Consider the following 17,968-nt stretch of genomic DNA (forward strand, 5'->3'; position numbering starts at 1 on the left):
GCTCCTCCCTTGCAACCCGGCTCAGCCGGTCGGATCGGGGGCTGAGCGTCAGTGCCAGCGTCGCATTTCTAATCGGTTGGCAGAGTCGCATTCCTAATCAGCTTTGACATCGCCTGTAGCGGCCGGCCCTTCCTTCGGACGTGTCGAAAGATCCACGACCTCTCGCCGCTCATGCCCCTTTCGCAACGGCATCGAAGCGCTATGCTGTAAGCACAGAACGAGCGCGAGAGAATTCCATGGGACGATCACGGCAGAGCGAATTACGCGAACGGATCACGATCCTTGGCGACGTCAATTCCGCCTCGTTCGTCCCGTGGATCCGCCGTCATGCCGACAAGCTCGGCCTTTCCCAAGATTTTTTGCATGCCGGCGCCGACCGGATCGAACTCGAAGTCGCGGGACCTGTCGAGCTGATCGACATGCTGGAAATGGGATGTTCGCTTGGGCCGATGGATGTCTGGGTCGACGCGATTCAGCGCAGGATTGTAAGTGCCAAAGACACACCGCCGTCGGAACAGCACCCGAGCTGATGCCCTTTATTTAATCATTGTTGCCAATGCGAATCTTTTATGCAAACCTCTGAGGCTGAGATTGCAAAGCTCGGGAAGCCGCGCTACATCAGCGGTGTCAAGCCACTGGCAAGATTGAGGAAATAACCATCATGCCTTCCGATACGGCCGGCTCCTGGACGCCTGTCGCGCTTTCTGCCGATCTGCCGCCGGCAACTGTCATACCGGCCTGGACCCCAGCAGGGTCGATCGCTCTCTGGCGCAGTCAGTCCGGGCGCGCATCAGCTTCTTCGGACCGCTGTCCCCATCGAGGCATGCGATTGTCTCACGGCTTCGTGCGGGGCGAGGCGCTCTCCTGTATCTATCACGGCTGGAGCTATTCTCCGACGGGAGGATGTGTTCGTATCCCTGCCCATCCCGATCTCGTACCGCCCGAGACGATTCGCGTCGCTGTTCAGCGGGTCGAGGAATCGGATGGCATCGTCTGGGTGGCCGTCGGGGAACCGGCAATGCCGCCGCCACGCCTCGATCATCTCGTGCCAATACGCTCGCTGACACTCGATGCCGACATTGCAGCACTCGAAGCGGCAGCCGGCGGAAAAGCCGATGCGGACGGGCTGATCCAAGTCGCCGATTGTCCCTGGATCCGGCTGCTGCCGGCGGCGCGGATCGGATGCATACTCATTCACGTCCTGGTCGAACAGGGTCGCAGCATCGCGGATCGGGTTACGGCGTCCCGCATCGCCGAAGCCGTCCGCCTCCGGGTGGAGAAACGCCAGAAGGATGCCGCATGAAAGAAGCCGGCGCGATGCTCGATGAATGGTACCCGGTTGGCCTGTTCAGCCAGCTCACCGAGGCAGGAAGCAAGACTGCCTTGATGGGCGAGCCCATCGAGGTGACACGCGCGCCTGACGGCGCTGCGCGGGTGACATCGGGCGATGGCCGTGCCCTGCCCGTTCAGGTCCGCTATGGTCATGTCTGGTCTTCCCTCGGCACCCCCGCCAAGGAACTGTTTGTCATTCCCGAGGCGGACCAGCCCGGCCGCCGCTTCGTCGACGTTGGCGTCGTGCGGGTGCGCTGCTCTCCCCTGAGAGCAGTCGAGAACTTCCTCGACATCGCGCATTTTCCCTTCGTCCATACCGATATTCTCGGCGCCGAGCCGCACACGGAGGTCGAAAATTATAAAGTCGAGATCCGCGAGAAAGAGGATGAAGTCTGGGCGACGCAGGTCAAATTCTACCAGCCGCAGGCTGCAAAGTCGGCGACTGGCGGAATAACCACCGAATACATGTATCGCGTGCCGGCCCCGACCTGCTCAGTGCTTTACAAGACCTGCCCTCCCCGTCCGGAGGAATGGGATGTCATAACCCTGTTCGTCCAGCCGCTTGCGGAAGACCTTTGCGACGTGTGGCCGTGGATGGCCCTCTTCGATGACGTAACGCCAATGACAGACCTCATCCATTTTCAGCAGATGATTTTCCTGCAGGATCGGTCGATTCTCGAAAACCAGATCCCGGCACTTCTGCCGCTCGATCCCGGCATGGAAATTCCGACGAGGGCCGACCTGACCTCGATCGCTTATCGGCGCTGGCTGAAGCGCCACAACTATCTCTATGGCGCACAACTGGTCGCACAATGAAGCTCTACGACTACATCCTATCGCCGAGCTGTTACAAGATCCGCCTGATGGCTGCGATCCTCGGCGTCAAGCTGGATATCCGGCCGGTCGATTTCCATCCCGGCCTGGAACATCGCGGTCCTGAGCTTCTGGCCCTCAATCCGGCAGGCTCGATCCCGATCCTCGTGGATGGTGATCTCGTGCTGACCGAATCTTCCGCCATGCTCGCCTTTCTCGCCGCGAGTAGCGGGCCTGATTGGCTGGGTACGAACTCGCCGCAGGAGACGGCGCGCGTGCAACAATGGCTCTCTTTTTCGCATCGGCTGACGACAAATCTCGGCGGCGCACGGCTGCATCAGATGCTTCTGCGTCCCGGCAATATCGAGGCCCTGCAGGCACAGGGGATCGCGGCATTGCGCGAACTCGAAGCCGGGCTCTTTGAACGGCGCCTCCGCGACATGCGGTTCCTGGCTTCCGATCGTGCGACGATCGCCGACATCGCCTGTTTTCCCTATGTGGCGCTGGCGCCGGATGGCGGAATCTCGCTTGACCCCTATCCGAACATCCGGCTTTGGCTGCGCGCCATCCGCAGCCTTGAAGGATTTATCGAAATGCCCGGCATCCACCGGCTGCACGAGTTGAAGCCCGACCCTCATCCCGTCAACGAGGAGACGTGAGATGGCGGGCTACCTCCTGAAGAATTGCGCCGCCATTATCGTCGACGAAGGCAACGGACCGGCAGTGCGCCGGAATGCGGATCTGCTCACCAGCGGTCCGGCGATCCAGGCGATCGGGACCAACCTGTCGCAAGAGGCCCTGCCTGCCGACACGATCATTCAGGATGCATCCGGCTGGTTTGTCTATCCGGGTCTCGTCAACACCCATCACCACTTCTTCCAATGTTTCGTGCGCAATCGGGCGGATCTCGACTGGACGAAGCTCTCCGTGATCGAATGGCTCGACCGGATCTATCCGATCTTCTCACGGCTGAACGAGGATTGCTTCTATCATTCGTCGGTCACGGCCATGGCCGAGATGATCAAGCATGGCTGCACGACGGCCTTCGACCACCAGTATTGCTTCCCCCGGCACGCCGGAAAGCGTCTGATCGATCGCCAGTTCGAGGCGGCCGAACTTCTCGGTATGCGCTTCCACGCGGGACGCGGCGGCAACACGCTGCCGAAGTCCGAGGGCTCGACGATCCCGGACGCCATGCTGGAAACCACGGACGAGTTCATCGCCGATTGCGCCCGTTTGATCGACAGCTATCACGATGCCGGCGCCTTCAGCATGCGGCAGGTGGTCGTCGCGCCCTGCCAGCCCGTCAATTGCTACCGGGAAACCTTCGTCGAGTCGGTCGCGCTCGCCCGAGATCGCGGCGTCCGGCTGCACACGCATGTCGGTGAAGGCGAAAGCCCGGTCATCCAAGCGCGGCATGGAATGCGGACGGTCGACTACTGCGCCGAACTCGGCTTTGCCGGGCCTGACAGCTTTTATGCCCACTGCTGGGAGCTGACACACGAGGAATTGCGCAAGATGGCGGCAAGCGGCACGGGTGTTTCCCATTGCCCCGAACCGGTCTATCTGGTCGGCGCCGAAGTGACGGACATTCCCGCGATGGCGGCTTTCGGTCTGCGTATCGGGCTCGGCTGCGATGGCGCGGCCTCGAACGACAATTCCAACCTCATGCACTGCATCCACTCTGCCTATATGCTGCAGTGCCTGAAGGCATCCACGCGTGCCCATCCGGTTCCAGCGCCGGTCGATTTCCTCAACTATGCGACGACAGGCGGCGCAAGTCTGCTTGGGCGCGACGATATCGGCCGGCTTGGGCCTGGCATGGCCGCCGACCTCTTCGCGATCGACACGAGGCGGCTGGACTATGTCGGCACCCGCCACGATCCGTTGAGCCTGATTGCCAAGGTCGGGATCGGCATGCCGACCGATCTGACCATGATCAACGGCCGCATCGTCTGGCAGGCCGGCGAGTTTACCGGGCTCGACGAGGCCCAGCTTTTCGCCGCCGCGGAAGCGGCCCTTTCGACCGTCGAATTTTAAAAACCAAAAGAGGGAACTGACATGTCCAACGATCTTACACGCAGAACACTGATGAAGAGCGCGGCGGCTGCCGGTCTCGCAACCGCTTTTGCCGGCCGCTCGGCGCTTGCCGCCGACGAACCGCTCGGCATTGCCCTCATCGTTCCCTCGCCTATCGGCGACGTTGGCTGGGGCCATGCGCTCGCCGCCGGCATCGACCCGATCAAGGCCGCCTATGGCGACAAGGTGAAGGTCACGGTCATCGAGAATATCGCCGAAGGCCCGGACGCCGATCGCATCATGAACAAGACCGTCGCCGATGGAAATCATTTCCTGATCGCCGGTTCCTTCGGCTATCAGAATGGCGCGCTGCAGATCGCCCGCCGCAATCCGAAGGTGACCGTCCTGCATGCGTCGGGCTTCCAGGTCGCACCGAACTTCTCGCCCTTCGCCGCAAAGTATTTTCAGGGAACCTACCTGCTCGGCATGGCGGCGGCGGCCGTTTCCAAGTCCGGCAAACTCGGCTCGGTGTCGGCCTTTGCCATTCCCGAGCTGATCACCTCCATCAACGCCTTCACTCTTGGCGCACAGGCCGTCAAGCCGGATATCGAAGTGTCTGTCGTCTGGGTCAATTCCTGGTTCGATCCGGCCAAGGAGCAGGAAGCCGCCAAGGCGCTGATCTCGCAGGGTTGCGACGTGATCTTCTCGAATGCGCAGGATACGCCTTCGGTAATCTCGGCCTGCGAGGAAGCGGGCGTTTATGCCTTCAACCTCAACTCGTCGATGAAGAAATATGCCGAGAAGACCTACCTCGGCTGCATCGCTACCGACTGGTCGCCGTTTTTCAAGGCGTCGGTCGACGCCCATCTTGCCGGCACCTTCAAGGGCGCCAACGCGTTCCTCGGCGTCGCCGACAAGGTTGTCCAGGTCGTCGATTGGAACCCGGCAGTCCCAGCCGATACGATGACCAAGATCAAGGAAATCGAGGCCAAGGTTGCCGATGGCAGCTTCTCGCCGTTTACCGGTCCGATCACCAAGGCTGACGGCAGCGAAGGTGTCGCTTCGGGGGCCTCGGCGACGGACGCCCAGATCGTCGCGATGGACTGGCACGTCAAGGGTGTCACGACGCCGTTGCCGAAGTAAGCCATGCTAAGCCCGCTCCTGTCGCTGCGCGGCATTACCAAGAGCTATGGCCCGGTCGATGCCAATCAGCAGATCGATCTCGACGTCGCTGCCCGCTCCATCCATGCCATCCTCGGAGAAAACGGGGCTGGCAAGTCGACCCTGATGAAGCTGATCTACGGCGTCGAGCAGCCTGACAGCGGCACCGTCGCCTGGAATGGCCAACCCTTAAGCCTTGCCTCTCCCGCAGAGGCAAGGCGCGCCGGTATCGGCATGGTGTTCCAGCATTTCTCGCTGTTCGAGAGCCTGACGGTCGTGGAGAATATCCGCCTGATCGTGTCCGGCAAGAAGAACGAGCTTGCGCAGCGCATTCGCAAGCTCGGGCATGAGTTCAGCCTCGAGGTCGATCCACACGCTCATGTCCATTCGCTCTCCGTCGGCGAGAGGCAGCGGGTGGAGATCATCCGATGCCTGATGACCGATCCGAAACTGCTCATCCTTGATGAGCCGACCTCGGTGCTGCCGCCGCAGGCGGTGGAAAAGCTCTTCGAAACATTGCGCCGGCTGCGGGACGGCGGCGTGTCCATCCTGTTCATCTCGCACAAGCTCGAAGAAATCCAGTCGCTCTGCGATCGCGCCACGATCCTGCGCGGCGGACGTGTGACCGGCCACGTCGACCCCCGTGAGCATGATGCCCACAAGCTTGCCCGCTTGATGATCGGCCGCGACATGCCGCAACCCATGGCCGCGCTGCCTTTGGTCGGAGGTGAAAAGCGCCTGGAGCTTGTCGGACTCGATTACCGGGCGGATCCTTTCGCCGTGCCGCTTTCGAATGTCAGCCTGGCCGTGCGTGCCGGCGAAATCCTCGGTATTGCTGGGATCTCGGGAAATGGTCAAAGCGAACTCGCAGCGCTGATTTCGGGCGAGACTCTATTGCCGCGGGATCATCGTGACCAGATCTTCATGATGGGCCGCGACGTCGGCACACTCGACTCTGCCGCCCGCCGGCGACTCGGTTTCGCCTTCGTCCCGGAGGACCGGCTCGGCCGTGGCGCGGTTCCCGAGATGTCGCTCACCCTCAACAGCCTGCTGACCGCCCACCCGCTGAACCTTGTGAAGCATGGCCTGCTCGACCAGGTGAAGGCGAAGGCCTTCACCACTGATTGCATCCGTGACTTCGACGTGCGCACGCGGGGTCCAGGGGCCGAGGCCGGGTCGCTTTCCGGCGGCAATCTGCAGAAATTCATCGTCGGACGCGAGATCATGCTGGCGCCCAAGCTTCTTTTCCTCGCCCAGCCGACCTGGGGCGTCGATATCGGCGCGGCCGCGGCGATCCGCAAGCGGCTCATGAGCCTTCGCAACGAAGGCATGGCAATCCTCGTCATTTCCGAGGAGCTCGAGGAACTGTTCGAACTGAGTGACTTCATACAGGTCCTGCACCATGGCACGCTGAGCCCCCCACTGATCACGCGTGGCACCAACCCGGAAGAGATCGGCCGATACATGATCGGAGCCCAGCCGCAGCGCCAGAAAGCCACCGCATGAGCAGACCGTTCCTCGCTGCCCTGCCCGTTCTGGTCCGTCGGGAGCGGGCATCGCTTGCCGCCACCCTTTTGGCGCCGCCCATCGCCCTTATCGTCACCATCGTACTCAATCTCGGACTTTACGTCGCCATGGGGCGCGATCCGGCTGCGGTGGTCTATGCAATGCTGATTGAGCCCTTCTATTCATGGGCGTCGTTCTCCGAAGTGCTGCTGAAGACCGGTCCGCTGCTCCTCATCGCGCAAGGGCTTGCGATCGGCTTTCGCGCCAAGGTGTTCAACATTGGTGCCGAAGGACAGTTCGTCCTCGGTGCGATCTTCGCCTCCGCCATTCCGATCTGGTGGCCCGACGCAACCGGCCAATGGATCTGGCCGGCGATGCTGCTGCTCGGCATGATGGGCGGGGCATTCTGGGCGTCGCTCACCGCCTTTTGGCGCGTCCGGCTCAATGCCAACGAAATTCTGGTTTCGCTGATGCTGAGTTTCGTTGCCGTGCAGCTACTCAATTATCTGCTGCTCGGTCCCTGGAAGGATCCGAACGGCTTCAATTTCCCGCAGTCCGTCATGTTCCAATATGACGCGATGGTGCCGATCCTGATCGAGGGAACGCGCGTCAATGTCGCGCTCGTCCTCGCCGTTCTCCTGTCGATCGCCGCATGGGTCTTCATGCAGAAGAGCTTCATCGGCTATAAATTGCAGGTCGGTGGACTGGCGCCGCGCGCGGCGAGCTATGCCGGATTCCGGGAAAGCTGGGCAATCTGGCTTTCCCTGCTGATCGGTGGAGCCGCAGCCGGTCTTGCCGGTGCCGCCGAAGTCGCCGGCCCGCTCGGTCAGCTGCAACGCTCGATCTCGACCGGATACGGCTATGCGGCAATTATCGTCGCCTATCTCGGCGGCCTGCACCCGATCGGCATCGTTCTCTCCGCGGTTGTCATGGCGGCGCTCTACATCGGCGGCGACAACGCCATGGTCTCCGCCAATCTGCCGGTTGCGGCGGTCCGGGTTTTCCAGGGCAGCCTGCTCCTTGCCTACCTCGTCGCCATCGCCTTCGTGCGCTACCGTCTTGTCTGGCGGCCTGCAGCGATGAGGAGCCCGACATGAACGCCGTCGAGTTCGTTCTGGCCGGAATGCTGGCTGCTGCGACACCTTTCCTCCTCGCAGCGCTCGGAGAACTCATCGTCGAGCGTGCAGGGGTGCTCAATCTCGGCGTCGAGGGGCTGATGGCATTCGGCGCCGTCATCGCCTTCATCATCGTCTATCATGGCGGCGGCCATTTTCTGGCTTTTCTCGCCGCCGGCCTCGGCGGCGCACTTCTGTCCCTGATCTTTGCGGCAATCGTCCTCGGCTTCAATGCAAACCAGGTCGCGACCGGGCTTGCGATCGGGATTCTCGGACAGGGCCTGTCGGCACTATTCGGCAAGACCTACGAGAGCCTGACGGTAAAGGCGCTGCCGAAGATCGCCATTCCCGGTCTCTCCGATATTCCCGTCATCGGCGGCCTCTTTACCCAGGATATCGTCGTCTGGCTTTCGCTGCTCGTGACCGCAGCCATCTGGGCGATGTTTGCCTATGGCAAGGTCGGCCTGATCATCCGCGCCGTCGGCGAAAACCCAAAGGCGGCCCATGCTATCGGCTACCCGGTCGTCGCAATCCGCTTCGCCGCAGCTGCTGTCGGCGGCGTCATGGCTGGCTTTGCCGGCGCCTATGCGGCGACGATCTACACGCCGCTCTGGGCGGATGGGATGATTGCCGGCCGCGGCTGGATCGCAATTGCGCTCGTCGTCTTCGGAACCTGGCTGACCGGCCGCATCTTTCTCGGGGCGTGCCTGTTCGGCGCAGTATCGCTGATGGGGCTTGCCGCCCAGGCAACCGGTCTCAACGTCTCGTCGCAGTTGCTCGCCTGCCTGCCATATCTGGTGACGATCATCGTGCTCGGCATCATTTCGGCGGATCGCCGCCTGCTCAAGCTCAATGGCGTCGCCTCGCTCGGCGAGCCGTTCGAGCGATAATGATGACGACCGTCGACGCGAAGGCAATTGAGAGTCAACTTGCCTTCCGAGCCCGCCATGAACGGTAATCAGAACGAGGAGCCCCACCATCAACCGTGGTCAGACTTCTTCTGACCCCGAGGTTCAAATTCGACGAGCAGCGACTTGAGTTCGATCTCTCGAACACGTCGCGCCGCTTCATCAGGGCTGACCCATTCGAGAATACGCTGGCCTTGCTCCTTGAAGTCGTTTCCGATCTCGGTGACTTCGATCTGAAAAAGGTCGACGATACATGGCGCCACATCGCCGTCGTCGAATTCCTTCAGATAGGTGTAGCGGCCAACTGGTTTCTTCCTCGCCGCCCCGCGCACGCCCGCTTCCTCCCAGGCTTCGATCGCAGCGGCTTCGAAAGGCTTCTTCCCTTTCATCGGCCACCCCTTCGGTATGACCCAGCGCGCGCTCTCGCGCGATGTGATCACCAGAATTTCGATCTTCGGCCCGCCATTGCAATAGCGGAAGCAGATGGCGCCATACTGCTGGCGGAAGGCGCCGGCGAATAGCTTCGCAGGAACCGCCGCGAGCTGCCGCAGCAATGGCTGAGACTTGTCTGGTCGGGACTTGCTGCGTTTTTTTGTAGGCTTCATGACGCTCCGTCTTCAGCGCATCGTGCGGCCGCGCATGGCGGTGTGGGCTGCTCGCGGCTTATTCGCCGGTGGTCCTGGCATTCAGGATTGTCCCGGCAATGTCGGCAAACCCAAGTCCTGCGGGCTGGGAGGAGATCCATCTCGGCACATGCTGCAGATGCGGAAGAACAGGAAGGATATTGCCGACGCCGAAAGAGTTTCGGATGAAACCGAACATCGGCGCATCGTTTCGAGAATCGCCGACGAACGCCGTGACGGAAGGCAATTCAACGGGGTCGACCCCGAACATGCCGGTCAGGAGGCGTTCGCTCATGGCGCGTTTGTCATAAACGCCAATCCAGGTGTTGATGTGGATGGAACTGATGGCGACGGTGCCGCCGATTGCCCTGATATCGGATGCCAGATCTTCGACGTCCCGGGTATCATGACCTTGAATGTCGATTGCGACGTCAGCCAGGCGGAACACCTGGTCTTGAGCGATCTTGAAGGCGCCACATTTTTCCGAGATCAGTTTTTCGATGGCATCAAGATGCCGGCGTTGACGCTCGCGCTGCAGTGAGGCGTTCTCCCAGTATTCGAAAACAACCTCACCGCTGCGGCGGGTGACGCAATAAGCACCACTTTCGCCGATGACCGCGGCAACAGGCCAGGCGCGGACGATATGTTCGCACCAGCCGGCCGAACCACCCGTGACCGGCACGACGGCAATGCCGGCCCGGCTGAGCTCCCAAAGGGCGCCATAGGTGGACGGCAGAAGCTTGCCTTCGGTCGTCAGCGTATCGTCGATATCGGTGAAGAGATAACGCACATGCTGCAATTCATGCGCAGAGGGTGCCAGATCTACGAACGTCACGTCATGTCCTCGCCGCAGGTCACCACCTCCATGCTGCTCTCGGCCAGCACAGCAGCGACCGACGGATCAGGCGGCAGCCGGTCCGTGTAGAAGCGGTTGATTTTATTGAAAGGTGCAACGCGCACCGCCGCGTGGCGGGTCCATTTGCTGACGTCTGCGGCCAAGAGACGTGTTTGCGAATTCTCCAGAAGCGCATTGGTGATCTGCGCCTCGCTATAGCTGAAGTCCATCAGGCCGTTCACCGGACTCAGGGCACCGGCACCGACGACGGCATAAGTCGCATAGAATTTTTCGACGAATTTGATCACATCGCTGCCGACCACGTCGCGGTCGTCATGGCGAAGCAGACCGCCGGTGAGATGGACCTCGACACTCGGCGATTCGCAAAGAGTAAGAGCGACGTGGATGTTGTTGGTGATAACGGTCAGCCCATGGTGATCGCGCAACGCCTCTGCCACGAATTGAACCGTGCTGCCGATCCCAAGGAATACCGTCGCATCCGGGCCGATATCGGCCACGACCCGCTTGGCGATCAGCCGCTTGGCGCGTCGGTTCAGCTGGGCGCGGGCGTTCAGCGAAATATTGCTGCCTTCGACTGGCACATCCACACCGCCGTGAAAGCGGCGCGCGTGCCCGAGATCGCACAGGGCATTGATATCACGGCGGATCGTCTGGGTCGTCAGATCGTACCGGCGCGCCAGATCATCGATATACTGGACACCCTCGGTTTCGATCAGCGCAAGTATTTCGCGTTGTCGACTCGATATGACCCGATGCCCCATCGCTATTTCCTATGAGAGATAGACACTCGGGTCGTCTGTTATCACACCGGTCAACCCGACAGGCCAAAAAGATGCGAGGAGCTGCGGGTTGTTGCAGGTCCATGCCCGCACCTTGATCCCCTGGTTCGCCGCCTCCTCAAGGAAACCGATGCTGAGAGACTTGTAACCGAGATGGATCGTTCTTGCGGGAATTGATTGGAGAACATCACTCCAGTCATCCGGCAGTCTGCTCCACAACATGGCAAGCTCGTAACTCGGATCGATTTCGTGCATGCGCCTCAGCGCCGCCGCGTCGAAGCTCGATATCATGATCTTGGTCTGCGGCGCGCGCGCCTTCAGATGCTCGTCAACGGTCTTCACCAGTTGGTCGAGAGATTTATGATGCGGATGCTGCTTGATCTCGACATTGGCATTCAACCGCAGCTCACCCAATGCGGACAGGACCTCGGCAAGGGTCGGCAAAGGTTCGCCCTTGAAGCGGGGATCGAACCACGCGCCGGCGTCGACGTTCCGCAGGTCGGATGCGGTGAGATCGCTGAGCTTGCCGGTCGATGAGGAGCAACGGTCGACCGATACATCGTGGATGACGACTGCGGTCCCATCGCCAAGCAGCGCGACATCAAGTTCGACCCATTCGGCGCCCTGGTCGGCAGCCGCCCGAAACGCGGCGATCGTGTTTTCGGGCGCGACAGCGGATGCGCCTCGATGTGCTTGAACCTCACTGCGGCCGGGTCCGGATCGCGGCTCTGACTGTGGCATTTCTTTCTCTTTCCTCACTTTTCGGCGCTGCAAATGTCGAACGGGGCAATCCGGGCCGTTTCAGTCCGTGCGTCGTCCAGTCTTGCTGTTGAAGGGATGCATCTGATCAATCGGCGCGAAGATCTCGATCTTGGCAGTCTCGGCGAAGTCCGGCCGGCCCTGAACCGTCAGGACGACCGTCTGCTGGCCCTCCCCCAGTCTGACATGCAGGTGGCTTTCGCCGCCGATCGGCTCGAGCAATTCGACGATGGCGTTCAGACGAACGGAAGGCTCGCTGGGCTTTGTGATGAGAAGAGCATCCGGCCTGAGACCGACAATGTCCGTCCCGTCAGGCAAGGCCAAGACGTTCCTGGCATCGGCCGCACCCAGAACCTCGATCGGCACGAGGTTCATCGGGGGAGAGCCGATGAAGCCGGCAACGAACAAACTTGCCGGACGGTCGTAGACTTCGACCGGCGTTCCCACTTGTTCGACCAGTCCGCCATTCATGACGACGAGCCGGTCGGCAAGCGTCATCGCTTCGAGCTGGTCATGGGTGACGTAGATGCTGGTGGTCCTCAGACGGCGTTGCAGCCGGCGTATTTCGACCCGCATCTGCACGCGCAGCTTGGCATCGAGATTGGACAGGGGCTCGTCGAAAAGAAACGCCGCCGGTTCGCGCACGATGGCCCGTCCCATCGCGACGCGCTGGCGCTGTCCTCCCGACAGTTCGCGCGGCTTGCGATCCAGCATCGGCCCGATTTCGAGGATGTCGGCCGCTTCCTTGACGCGGCGATCGATTTCCGCCCGCGGCGTGCCGCGGTTCTTCAGGCCATATTCAAGATTTCCCCGCACCGTCATATGCGGATAAAGCGCATAATTCTGGAAGACCATGGCGATATCGCGCTCGGCCGGTTCCGCCTTGTTGACGTTACGGCCGCCGATTTCGACCTGGCCGCCGGTGATCGACTCCAATCCGGCGATCATGCGCAGCAAGGTTGACTTGCCACAGCCGGAAGGCCCGACGAGTACGATGAATTCACCGTCTTCGACAGCCAGGTTGATGCCTTTGACGGCAGGAATCGAACCATAGTTTTTCTTGACGTCGACGATATTGATCGGGGCCATTTCATTTCTCCGTTTCGACCAGGCCTTTGACGAAAAGGCGTTGCATGGCGACGATGACGAGGACGGGCGGCAAGGCGGCAAGGATGACCGCTGCCATCACGAGATTCCAGCGCGGCTCGGCATCCGCGACCGCGGCCATGCGCTGGATACCCATGACGACAGTGTAGAGGCTCTGGTCAGTTGTGACGATGAGCGGCCACAGATACTGATTCCAGCCGAGCACGAACAGGATGATGAACAAGGCTGCGATGTTGGTTACCGACAACGGCAACAGGATATCGCGGAAGAATTTCATCGGCCCCGCCCCGTCGACGCGCGCAGCCTCCATCAGCTCGTCGGGCACGGTGAGGAAAAACTGTCGAAACAGGAAGGTGGCCGTCGCCGACGCGATCAGCGGAATGATGAGCCCGCCATAATTGTTCAGCATTCCGAGGTCGGCGACCACCTTGTAGGTCGGCACGATGCGCACCTCGACCGGCAGCATCAGGGTAATGAAGATCATCCAGAAGGCGAGCGTGCGAAAGGGAAATCGGAAATAGACGATGGCGAAGGCGGAAAGGATGGAAATGGCAATCTTACCGACCGCGACACCCACCGCCATGATCAATGAATTGATGAGCATCGGCCCGATCGGCGGCGCGCCGGAACTCGTCATTCCCGATGACAGCATGGTCGAATAATTCTCGAGGATGTGCGGTCCCGGCACCAGCGGCACGACACCGGAAAGAAAGTCGTTGGGACCATGGCTCGAGGCGATGAAGGCGATATAGACCGGGAAGATCACGATCGTGACGCCGAGGATAAGGACGAGGTGAGCCAGGAAATTCAGGAAAGGACGATTTTCAACCACCTTTGACGCTCCTCAATATTGCACGCGGCGTTCGACGAAGCGGAACTGGACCGCGGTAAGAGCAACAACGATGATCATCAGGATGACCGACTGCGCTGCCGAGGAGCCCAGGTTGAGGCCGATGAAACCGTCGAAAAAAACCTTGTAGACGAGGATTTCGGTAGCGCGCGCCGGTCCGCCCTGCGTCGTCGCATGAACGATGCCGAAAGTGTCGAACATGGCGTAGACGATGTTGATGATGACCAAATAGAAGGTCGTCGGCGAGATCAACGGGAAGACGATCGTCCAGAAGCGCTTTACCGGCCCGGCGCCATCGATGGCGCCGGCTTCCTGGAGCGAGCGCGGCACGGATTGCAGCGCGGCCAGGAAAAACAGAAAGTTATAGGAAATTTGTTTCCAGGTGGCGGCGATCACGACCAGGACCATCGCATTATCCGGGTTGATCAGATGGTTCCAGGTGATCCCCATGCTGCGAAGCATATAGGCGACGATGCCGATCGAGGGATTGAACATGAACCACCAGAGTATGCCGGCGATCGCCGGCGCGACGGCATAAGGCCAGATCAGCAAGGTCGAATAGATGCGGGATGTCCGCAGCACACGCATGGCCGCGGCGGCCAGAGTGAGCGCAATCGTCGTCGACAGAACCGTCACCGAGACGGCGAAGACCAGCGTGTGGCCAAAGGCGTCCATATAGAGCGGGTCGGCAAACAGCCGGCGATAATTCTGGAACCAGACGAAGTTCGTTTTGAAACCGAACGCATCCTGGCGAAGGAACGATTGCCAGAAGGCGGTTGCGGCCGGCCAAAGAAAGAAGACGACGGTTATCAGAAGCTGGGGAGCAATAAGCAGATAAGGCAAAATCCTATTGGGAAAAACGGTTCGTTTCGTTTGCATGGGCCCTCACAGAATGATGGAGAGGCAGGGTCCGGCTAGGCGGGCCCTGCCCCGAGCCCTTAGTTGGCGGATTCGAAATCGCGAAGCTGTTCGTTGCCGCGCGCGACAACGGAATCAACCGCTTCCTTCGCGGTCTTCTTGCCGCCGAGCAATGCCGCGAATTCATCATCGATGATGCCGCGGACCTGGACGTAGTTACCGAACCGGATGCCCTTAGAATTTTCGGTCGGCGTGACCCGGGTCAACTGCTTGATGCCGACATCTGCGCCGGGGTTCTTCTCGTAATATCCCTGCTCCTGGCTCAGCTTGTAGGCAGCCTCGGTGATCGGCAGATAGCCTGAGAACTGATGCCAGTCGGCCTGAACTTCCGGCTTCTGCAGATAGGTGTAGAATTTTGCCACACCCTTATATTCTTCTTCCGGGCGCCCTTTCAGCGTCCAGAGTGTGGCGCCGCCGATGATCGAGTTGAGCGGCTGCTTGATGACATCGTCGTAATAGGGAAGCGGCGCAAAGCCGACCTTGAATGCCTTGGCGTTGTTGATGACACCCGCCCGGCCGGCGGACGAGTTCATATACATCGCGCATTCCTGCGAATAGAACATCGGAGGCGCGTTATCGCCGCCGACCGGTCCACCGAATTTGAAGAGCCCTTCGTCCTGCCACTTCTTCAGGTTCCCCCAATGACGGATCGTCAGATCATTGTTGAAGGTGAACTCCGCATCCAGGCCGCCGAAACCGTTGGCCTTGGTGGAATAAGGCTTGTCGTGCAGGGCGTTCAGATTTTCCGTCTGAATCCAGGAGATCCAGGCGCTGGTGAAGCCGCATTTGGCGGCGCCCGACTTGATGATCGTGCTCGAGAAGGCCTCCACCTCGGCCCATGTCTTCGGCGGCGTCTCCGGATCAAGCCCGGCTTTCTTGAAGACATCCTTATTGTAATACATGATCGGCGTCGACGAATTGAAGGGCAGCGACAACACGTTGCCGCTGGTGTCGGAGTAGTAGCCGACGACCGGCGCAATGAACTTGTTCTGGTCCCAGGGCTCGCCTTGATCCTTCATCAACTGATACACCGGATAGACGGCGCCCTGTGCTGCCATCATGGTGCCGGTGCCGACTTCATAGACCTGCACGATGGCCGGCTGTTGGTTGGCGCGGAATGCAGCGATAGCGCCCGTCAGCGTCTCGTCATAGGTGCCCTTGTAAACCGGCACGATTTCATATTCGGACTGAGACGCGTTAAAGCCCTTGGCGATTTGCTCCAGCTTCGCGCCGTTCTCGCCACCCATCGCATGCCACCACTGGATTTTCGTGGCAGCCATCGCCGGAACGGACAAGGACAGGCTGGTCAATCCTGCGGACAGGAAAAAAGCGATCTTGTTCATAGTCTCTCCCACTTCTCTCGGTCCGCAGCCTCCCGCTCCAGACGCGTGGATGGTAGCAGCCGAGTTTCACATTGCAACAACGGAATGTTCAAATGAACATTTGAAGCGCTCGTAAACCGAAGGCCGCCCGGCACTCCTGCTTCCAAAGCGTGATTGGCTGGCACGAATTTCGCGGTCAGCCGCTCGGATTCTCGATACAGTGTTCAAATGAACGCCTTGTGTCAGTTAGCGCCAAAATATCATTTTAACGGGAACGCAGACTTTGCCGCAGCACCGTTCCATCTTCGGCGTGAAGCTCAGCGAAAGAAGGGCGCACATGGCTGCGCAGGCGCGCAAGCTGATCGATACCCGCGAGCGCGTTTCATCGACTTGTTTTAGCACGACGAAATGGAATGCTGATGCTTGTTTCTTCCAAATGAACTAAACTCGTGCGCTAGCTTTCTCTAGCTGACATTCATCGGATCATCATCATGAATATCAGGCAGATGACCGAGATCGCCGAGCAGTGGCTAACGACATTCATTCTGAACGAATGGACGTTCTTTCAGCTTGCGATCATCGTGGCGGGCTTGGGTTTTGCGTCCTTACTTGCGTCACGCACAGAGCCTGCGATGGAGGCAAAGGCGCGCCAGATCAAGGGTAATCCAGACCTGCTTCGGGTCATCATTGCTCCTATGCGCCGGATGATGTGGCTTTTCCTTGTCGGTTGGTTATGGCTCGCCAACGTTGTGCTGAGCAAGAGCGCGTGGCCCTCACAACGCTGGCTTGTGTCCACGGCTCTGACGCTGGCAGCGGCATGGTTCCTCATCTCCGTCCTGACCAAAATTATCCGCAACCCGACCCTGTCACGCGCCGTCGCGATCGGCAGCTGGAGCTATATCGCTCTTTATGCAGTCGGGCTTGACGGCCCGGTTCTATCTGCTCTTGACGGGCTCGCAATTAATTTGGGTGCGGTGAGACTCTCACTTCTGCTTGTGCTCAAAGCCTTCGTGCTGGCGATCGCCCTGATCTGGTTGGCCGTCCTCATCGGCAACATGCTTTCCCACTGGGTTCAGCGTTCGGCCGACTTATCGCCTTCCATCAAAGTGTTGATCAGCAAATGCATCAAGATCAGCCTGATCATAATCGCTGGAGCCATCGCTTTGTCGGCGACCGGGGTCGACCTTACGGCGCTGACCATTTTCTCCGGCGCAGTTGGCGTCGGAATAGGCTTTGGCCTTCAAAAAGTGGTCTCGAACTTCATATCCGGCATCATCATCTTGATCGACAAGTCGATCAAGCCGGGTGACACGATCACCCTTGGCGACACGTTCGGGTCGATCCGCGACCTGCGCTCGCGGTTTGTTTCCGTCATCACGCGCGATGGCAAGGAGTACCTGATTCCAAACGAAGACTTCATATCGCAGCAGGTCGTCAATTGGTCGTTCTCCAGTGATTATGTGCGGATAGACGTTGACTTCGGGACGTCCTATAACAGCGATCCGCATCAGGTCGTTAAGATCGCCATTGCGACAGCATCGACCGTGCCCCGGGTCGCAAACCAATATAAGCCGCCCGTCTGCTGGCTTACCGCCTTTGGCGCTTCGTCGCTCGACTTTCGGCTTCGCTTCTGGATCTCGGATCCAGCGAACGGGCTTACAAATGTTCGTGGGCAAGTCCTGATGGCGCTGTGGGATGCCTTCAAGAAAGCTGGCATCTCTATTCCGTTCCCGCATCATGAGATCATCATGAAAAGCCCTATAGAGATCAAACAACCGGACTGATTTGCTAAGTCCGTTGATCCGCCGAGCGGATGCCGTTTTCGAACAAGCTGCTGGAAGGCGACATCGATCTGCGCCGAACAGGAGCCGGCCTTGAAGAACAGGACGGCAGCGCCCGG

At 60.0% G+C, this 17,968-nt stretch carries 18 protein-coding genes; 10 read left to right on the forward strand and 8 right to left on the reverse strand.

The genetic code is table 11. The features are described from left to right. Window positions 1-236: 236 nt before the first annotated feature. The 9 genes from QWJ46_RS29135 to QWJ46_RS29175 all read left to right on the forward strand — a co-directional run bounded on the left by QWJ46_RS29135 (window position 237) and on the right by QWJ46_RS29175 (window position 8,836). Complete coding sequence (locus QWJ46_RS29135; RefSeq protein ID WP_302755835.1) at window positions 237-530, forward strand: acylphosphatase; 294 nt, start codon at window positions 237-239, stop codon at window positions 528-530. 131 nt (window positions 531-661) lie between these two features. Beyond that, complete coding sequence (locus QWJ46_RS29140; protein ID WP_302755837.1) at window positions 662-1,303, forward strand: Rieske 2Fe-2S domain-containing protein; 642 nt, start codon at window positions 662-664, stop codon at window positions 1,301-1,303. Beyond that, the gene (locus QWJ46_RS29145; RefSeq protein ID WP_302755839.1) at window positions 1,300-2,148 is read left to right on the forward strand and encodes an aromatic ring-hydroxylating dioxygenase subunit alpha; all 849 of its coding nucleotides are present in this window, start codon (window positions 1,300-1,302) and stop codon (window positions 2,146-2,148) included. The genes QWJ46_RS29140 and QWJ46_RS29145 overlap by 4 nt, the downstream gene beginning before the upstream one ends. Beyond that, window positions 2,145-2,804: a glutathione S-transferase family protein gene (locus QWJ46_RS29150; RefSeq protein ID WP_302755842.1), complete on the forward strand. Its 660-nt coding sequence runs from the start codon at window positions 2,145-2,147 to the stop codon at window positions 2,802-2,804. Before QWJ46_RS29145 ends, QWJ46_RS29150 begins: the two co-directional genes overlap by 4 nt. A 1-nt stretch (window position 2,805) precedes the next feature. Then, window positions 2,806-4,185 carry an amidohydrolase gene (locus QWJ46_RS29155; protein ID WP_302755844.1) on the forward strand — a complete coding sequence of 460 codons (1,380 nt, stop codon included), beginning with the start codon at window positions 2,806-2,808 and terminating at the stop codon, window positions 4,183-4,185. Between the two features lie 21 nt (window positions 4,186-4,206). Beyond that, window positions 4,207-5,307, forward strand: coding sequence for a BMP family ABC transporter substrate-binding protein (locus tag QWJ46_RS29160; protein ID WP_302755845.1), 1,101 nt, complete (start codon window positions 4,207-4,209; stop codon window positions 5,305-5,307). Between the two features lie 3 nt (window positions 5,308-5,310). Next, complete coding sequence (locus tag QWJ46_RS29165; protein ID WP_302755847.1) at window positions 5,311-6,831, forward strand: ABC transporter ATP-binding protein; 1,521 nt, start codon at window positions 5,311-5,313, stop codon at window positions 6,829-6,831. Beyond that, window positions 6,828-7,928, forward strand: a complete 1,101-nt coding sequence (locus QWJ46_RS29170; protein WP_302755849.1) for an ABC transporter permease — start codon at window positions 6,828-6,830, stop codon at window positions 7,926-7,928. The genes QWJ46_RS29165 and QWJ46_RS29170 overlap by 4 nt, the downstream gene beginning before the upstream one ends. Beyond that, complete coding sequence (locus tag QWJ46_RS29175) at window positions 7,925-8,836, forward strand: ABC transporter permease (protein ID WP_302755852.1); 912 nt, start codon at window positions 7,925-7,927, stop codon at window positions 8,834-8,836. Before QWJ46_RS29170 ends, QWJ46_RS29175 begins: the two co-directional genes overlap by 4 nt. Window positions 8,837-8,925: 89 nt before the next feature. Here the strand turns inward: QWJ46_RS29175 and QWJ46_RS29180 are convergent, their stop codons facing one another. From QWJ46_RS29180 to ugpB, 8 genes are read right to left on the reverse strand one after another with little or no spacing between them, the layout of a single operon-like run. Beyond that, window positions 8,926-9,459 carry an NUDIX hydrolase gene (locus tag QWJ46_RS29180; RefSeq protein WP_302755855.1) on the reverse strand — a complete coding sequence of 178 codons (534 nt, stop codon included), beginning with the start codon at window positions 9,457-9,459 and terminating at the stop codon, window positions 8,926-8,928. Between the two features lie 58 nt (window positions 9,460-9,517). After that, window positions 9,518-10,312, reverse strand: coding sequence for an HAD-IIB family hydrolase (locus QWJ46_RS29185; RefSeq protein ID WP_302755857.1), 795 nt, complete (start codon window positions 10,310-10,312; stop codon window positions 9,518-9,520). Then, complete coding sequence (locus tag QWJ46_RS29190) at window positions 10,309-11,094, reverse strand: DeoR/GlpR family DNA-binding transcription regulator (RefSeq protein ID WP_302755859.1); 786 nt, start codon at window positions 11,092-11,094, stop codon at window positions 10,309-10,311. The genes QWJ46_RS29185 and QWJ46_RS29190 overlap by 4 nt, the downstream gene beginning before the upstream one ends. Before the next feature lie 9 nt (window positions 11,095-11,103). After that, window positions 11,104-11,853: a glycerophosphoryl diester phosphodiesterase gene (locus tag QWJ46_RS29195; protein WP_302755862.1), complete on the reverse strand. Its 750-nt coding sequence runs from the start codon at window positions 11,851-11,853 to the stop codon at window positions 11,104-11,106. Between the two features lie 60 nt (window positions 11,854-11,913). Beyond that, the gene (gene ugpC, locus QWJ46_RS29200) at window positions 11,914-12,960 is read right to left on the reverse strand and encodes a sn-glycerol-3-phosphate ABC transporter ATP-binding protein UgpC (RefSeq protein ID WP_302755865.1); all 1,047 of its coding nucleotides are present in this window, start codon (window positions 12,958-12,960) and stop codon (window positions 11,914-11,916) included. Window position 12,961: 1 nt separating this feature from the next. Next, window positions 12,962-13,810 (reverse strand): sn-glycerol-3-phosphate ABC transporter permease UgpE, encoded by an 849-nt coding sequence (ugpE, locus tag QWJ46_RS29205; protein ID WP_085861217.1) that lies wholly within the window; start codon window positions 13,808-13,810, stop codon window positions 12,962-12,964. A gap of 12 nt (window positions 13,811-13,822) precedes the next feature. Beyond that, window positions 13,823-14,707, reverse strand: a complete 885-nt coding sequence (gene ugpA, locus QWJ46_RS29210; protein WP_302755868.1) for a sn-glycerol-3-phosphate ABC transporter permease UgpA — start codon at window positions 14,705-14,707, stop codon at window positions 13,823-13,825. Between the two features lie 59 nt (window positions 14,708-14,766). Beyond that, window positions 14,767-16,089: a sn-glycerol-3-phosphate ABC transporter substrate-binding protein UgpB gene (gene ugpB / locus QWJ46_RS29215; RefSeq protein ID WP_302755870.1), complete on the reverse strand. Its 1,323-nt coding sequence runs from the start codon at window positions 16,087-16,089 to the stop codon at window positions 14,767-14,769. Between the two features lie 470 nt (window positions 16,090-16,559). Between ugpB and QWJ46_RS29220 the strand changes: the two genes are divergently transcribed. Further along, a complete protein-coding gene (locus QWJ46_RS29220; protein ID WP_302755871.1) occupies window positions 16,560-17,852 on the forward strand; it encodes a mechanosensitive ion channel family protein in 1,293 nt (430 codons plus the stop codon). The last annotated feature ends 116 nt before the right edge of the window (window positions 17,853-17,968 follow it).

Origin of the sequence: Rhizobium sp. CBN3 (assembly GCF_030518245.1) — a bacterium.
Classification (GTDB): Bacteria; Pseudomonadota; Alphaproteobacteria; order Rhizobiales; family Rhizobiaceae; genus Rhizobium; species Rhizobium aethiopicum_A.

Coding starts and splice junctions, on each gene's coding strand:
- QWJ46_RS29135 (WP_302755835.1), top strand. CDS start 237: ATGGGACGATCACGGCAGAGCGAATTACGCGAACGGATCACGATCCTT.
- QWJ46_RS29140 (WP_302755837.1), top strand. CDS start 662: ATGCCTTCCGATACGGCCGGCTCCTGGACGCCTGTCGCGCTTTCTGCC.
- QWJ46_RS29145 (WP_302755839.1), top strand. CDS start 1,300: ATGAAAGAAGCCGGCGCGATGCTCGATGAATGGTACCCGGTTGGCCTG.
- QWJ46_RS29150 (WP_302755842.1), top strand. CDS start 2,145: ATGAAGCTCTACGACTACATCCTATCGCCGAGCTGTTACAAGATCCGC.
- QWJ46_RS29155 (WP_302755844.1), top strand. CDS start 2,806: ATGGCGGGCTACCTCCTGAAGAATTGCGCCGCCATTATCGTCGACGAA.
- QWJ46_RS29160 (WP_302755845.1), top strand. CDS start 4,207: ATGTCCAACGATCTTACACGCAGAACACTGATGAAGAGCGCGGCGGCT.
- QWJ46_RS29165 (WP_302755847.1), top strand. CDS start 5,311: ATGCTAAGCCCGCTCCTGTCGCTGCGCGGCATTACCAAGAGCTATGGC.
- QWJ46_RS29170 (WP_302755849.1), top strand. CDS start 6,828: ATGAGCAGACCGTTCCTCGCTGCCCTGCCCGTTCTGGTCCGTCGGGAG.
- QWJ46_RS29175 (WP_302755852.1), top strand. CDS start 7,925: ATGAACGCCGTCGAGTTCGTTCTGGCCGGAATGCTGGCTGCTGCGACA.
- QWJ46_RS29180 (WP_302755855.1), bottom strand. CDS start 9,459: ATGAAGCCTACAAAAAAACGCAGCAAGTCCCGACCAGACAAGTCTCAG.
- QWJ46_RS29190 (WP_302755859.1), bottom strand. CDS start 11,094: ATGGGGCATCGGGTCATATCGAGTCGACAACGCGAAATACTTGCGCTG.
- QWJ46_RS29195 (WP_302755862.1), bottom strand. CDS start 11,853: ATGCCACAGTCAGAGCCGCGATCCGGACCCGGCCGCAGTGAGGTTCAA.
- ugpC (WP_302755865.1), bottom strand. CDS start 12,960: ATGGCCCCGATCAATATCGTCGACGTCAAGAAAAACTATGGTTCGATT.
- ugpA (WP_302755868.1), bottom strand. CDS start 14,707: ATGCAAACGAAACGAACCGTTTTTCCCAATAGGATTTTGCCTTATCTG.
- ugpB (WP_302755870.1), bottom strand. CDS start 16,089: ATGAACAAGATCGCTTTTTTCCTGTCCGCAGGATTGACCAGCCTGTCC.
- QWJ46_RS29220 (WP_302755871.1), top strand. CDS start 16,560: ATGAATATCAGGCAGATGACCGAGATCGCCGAGCAGTGGCTAACGACA.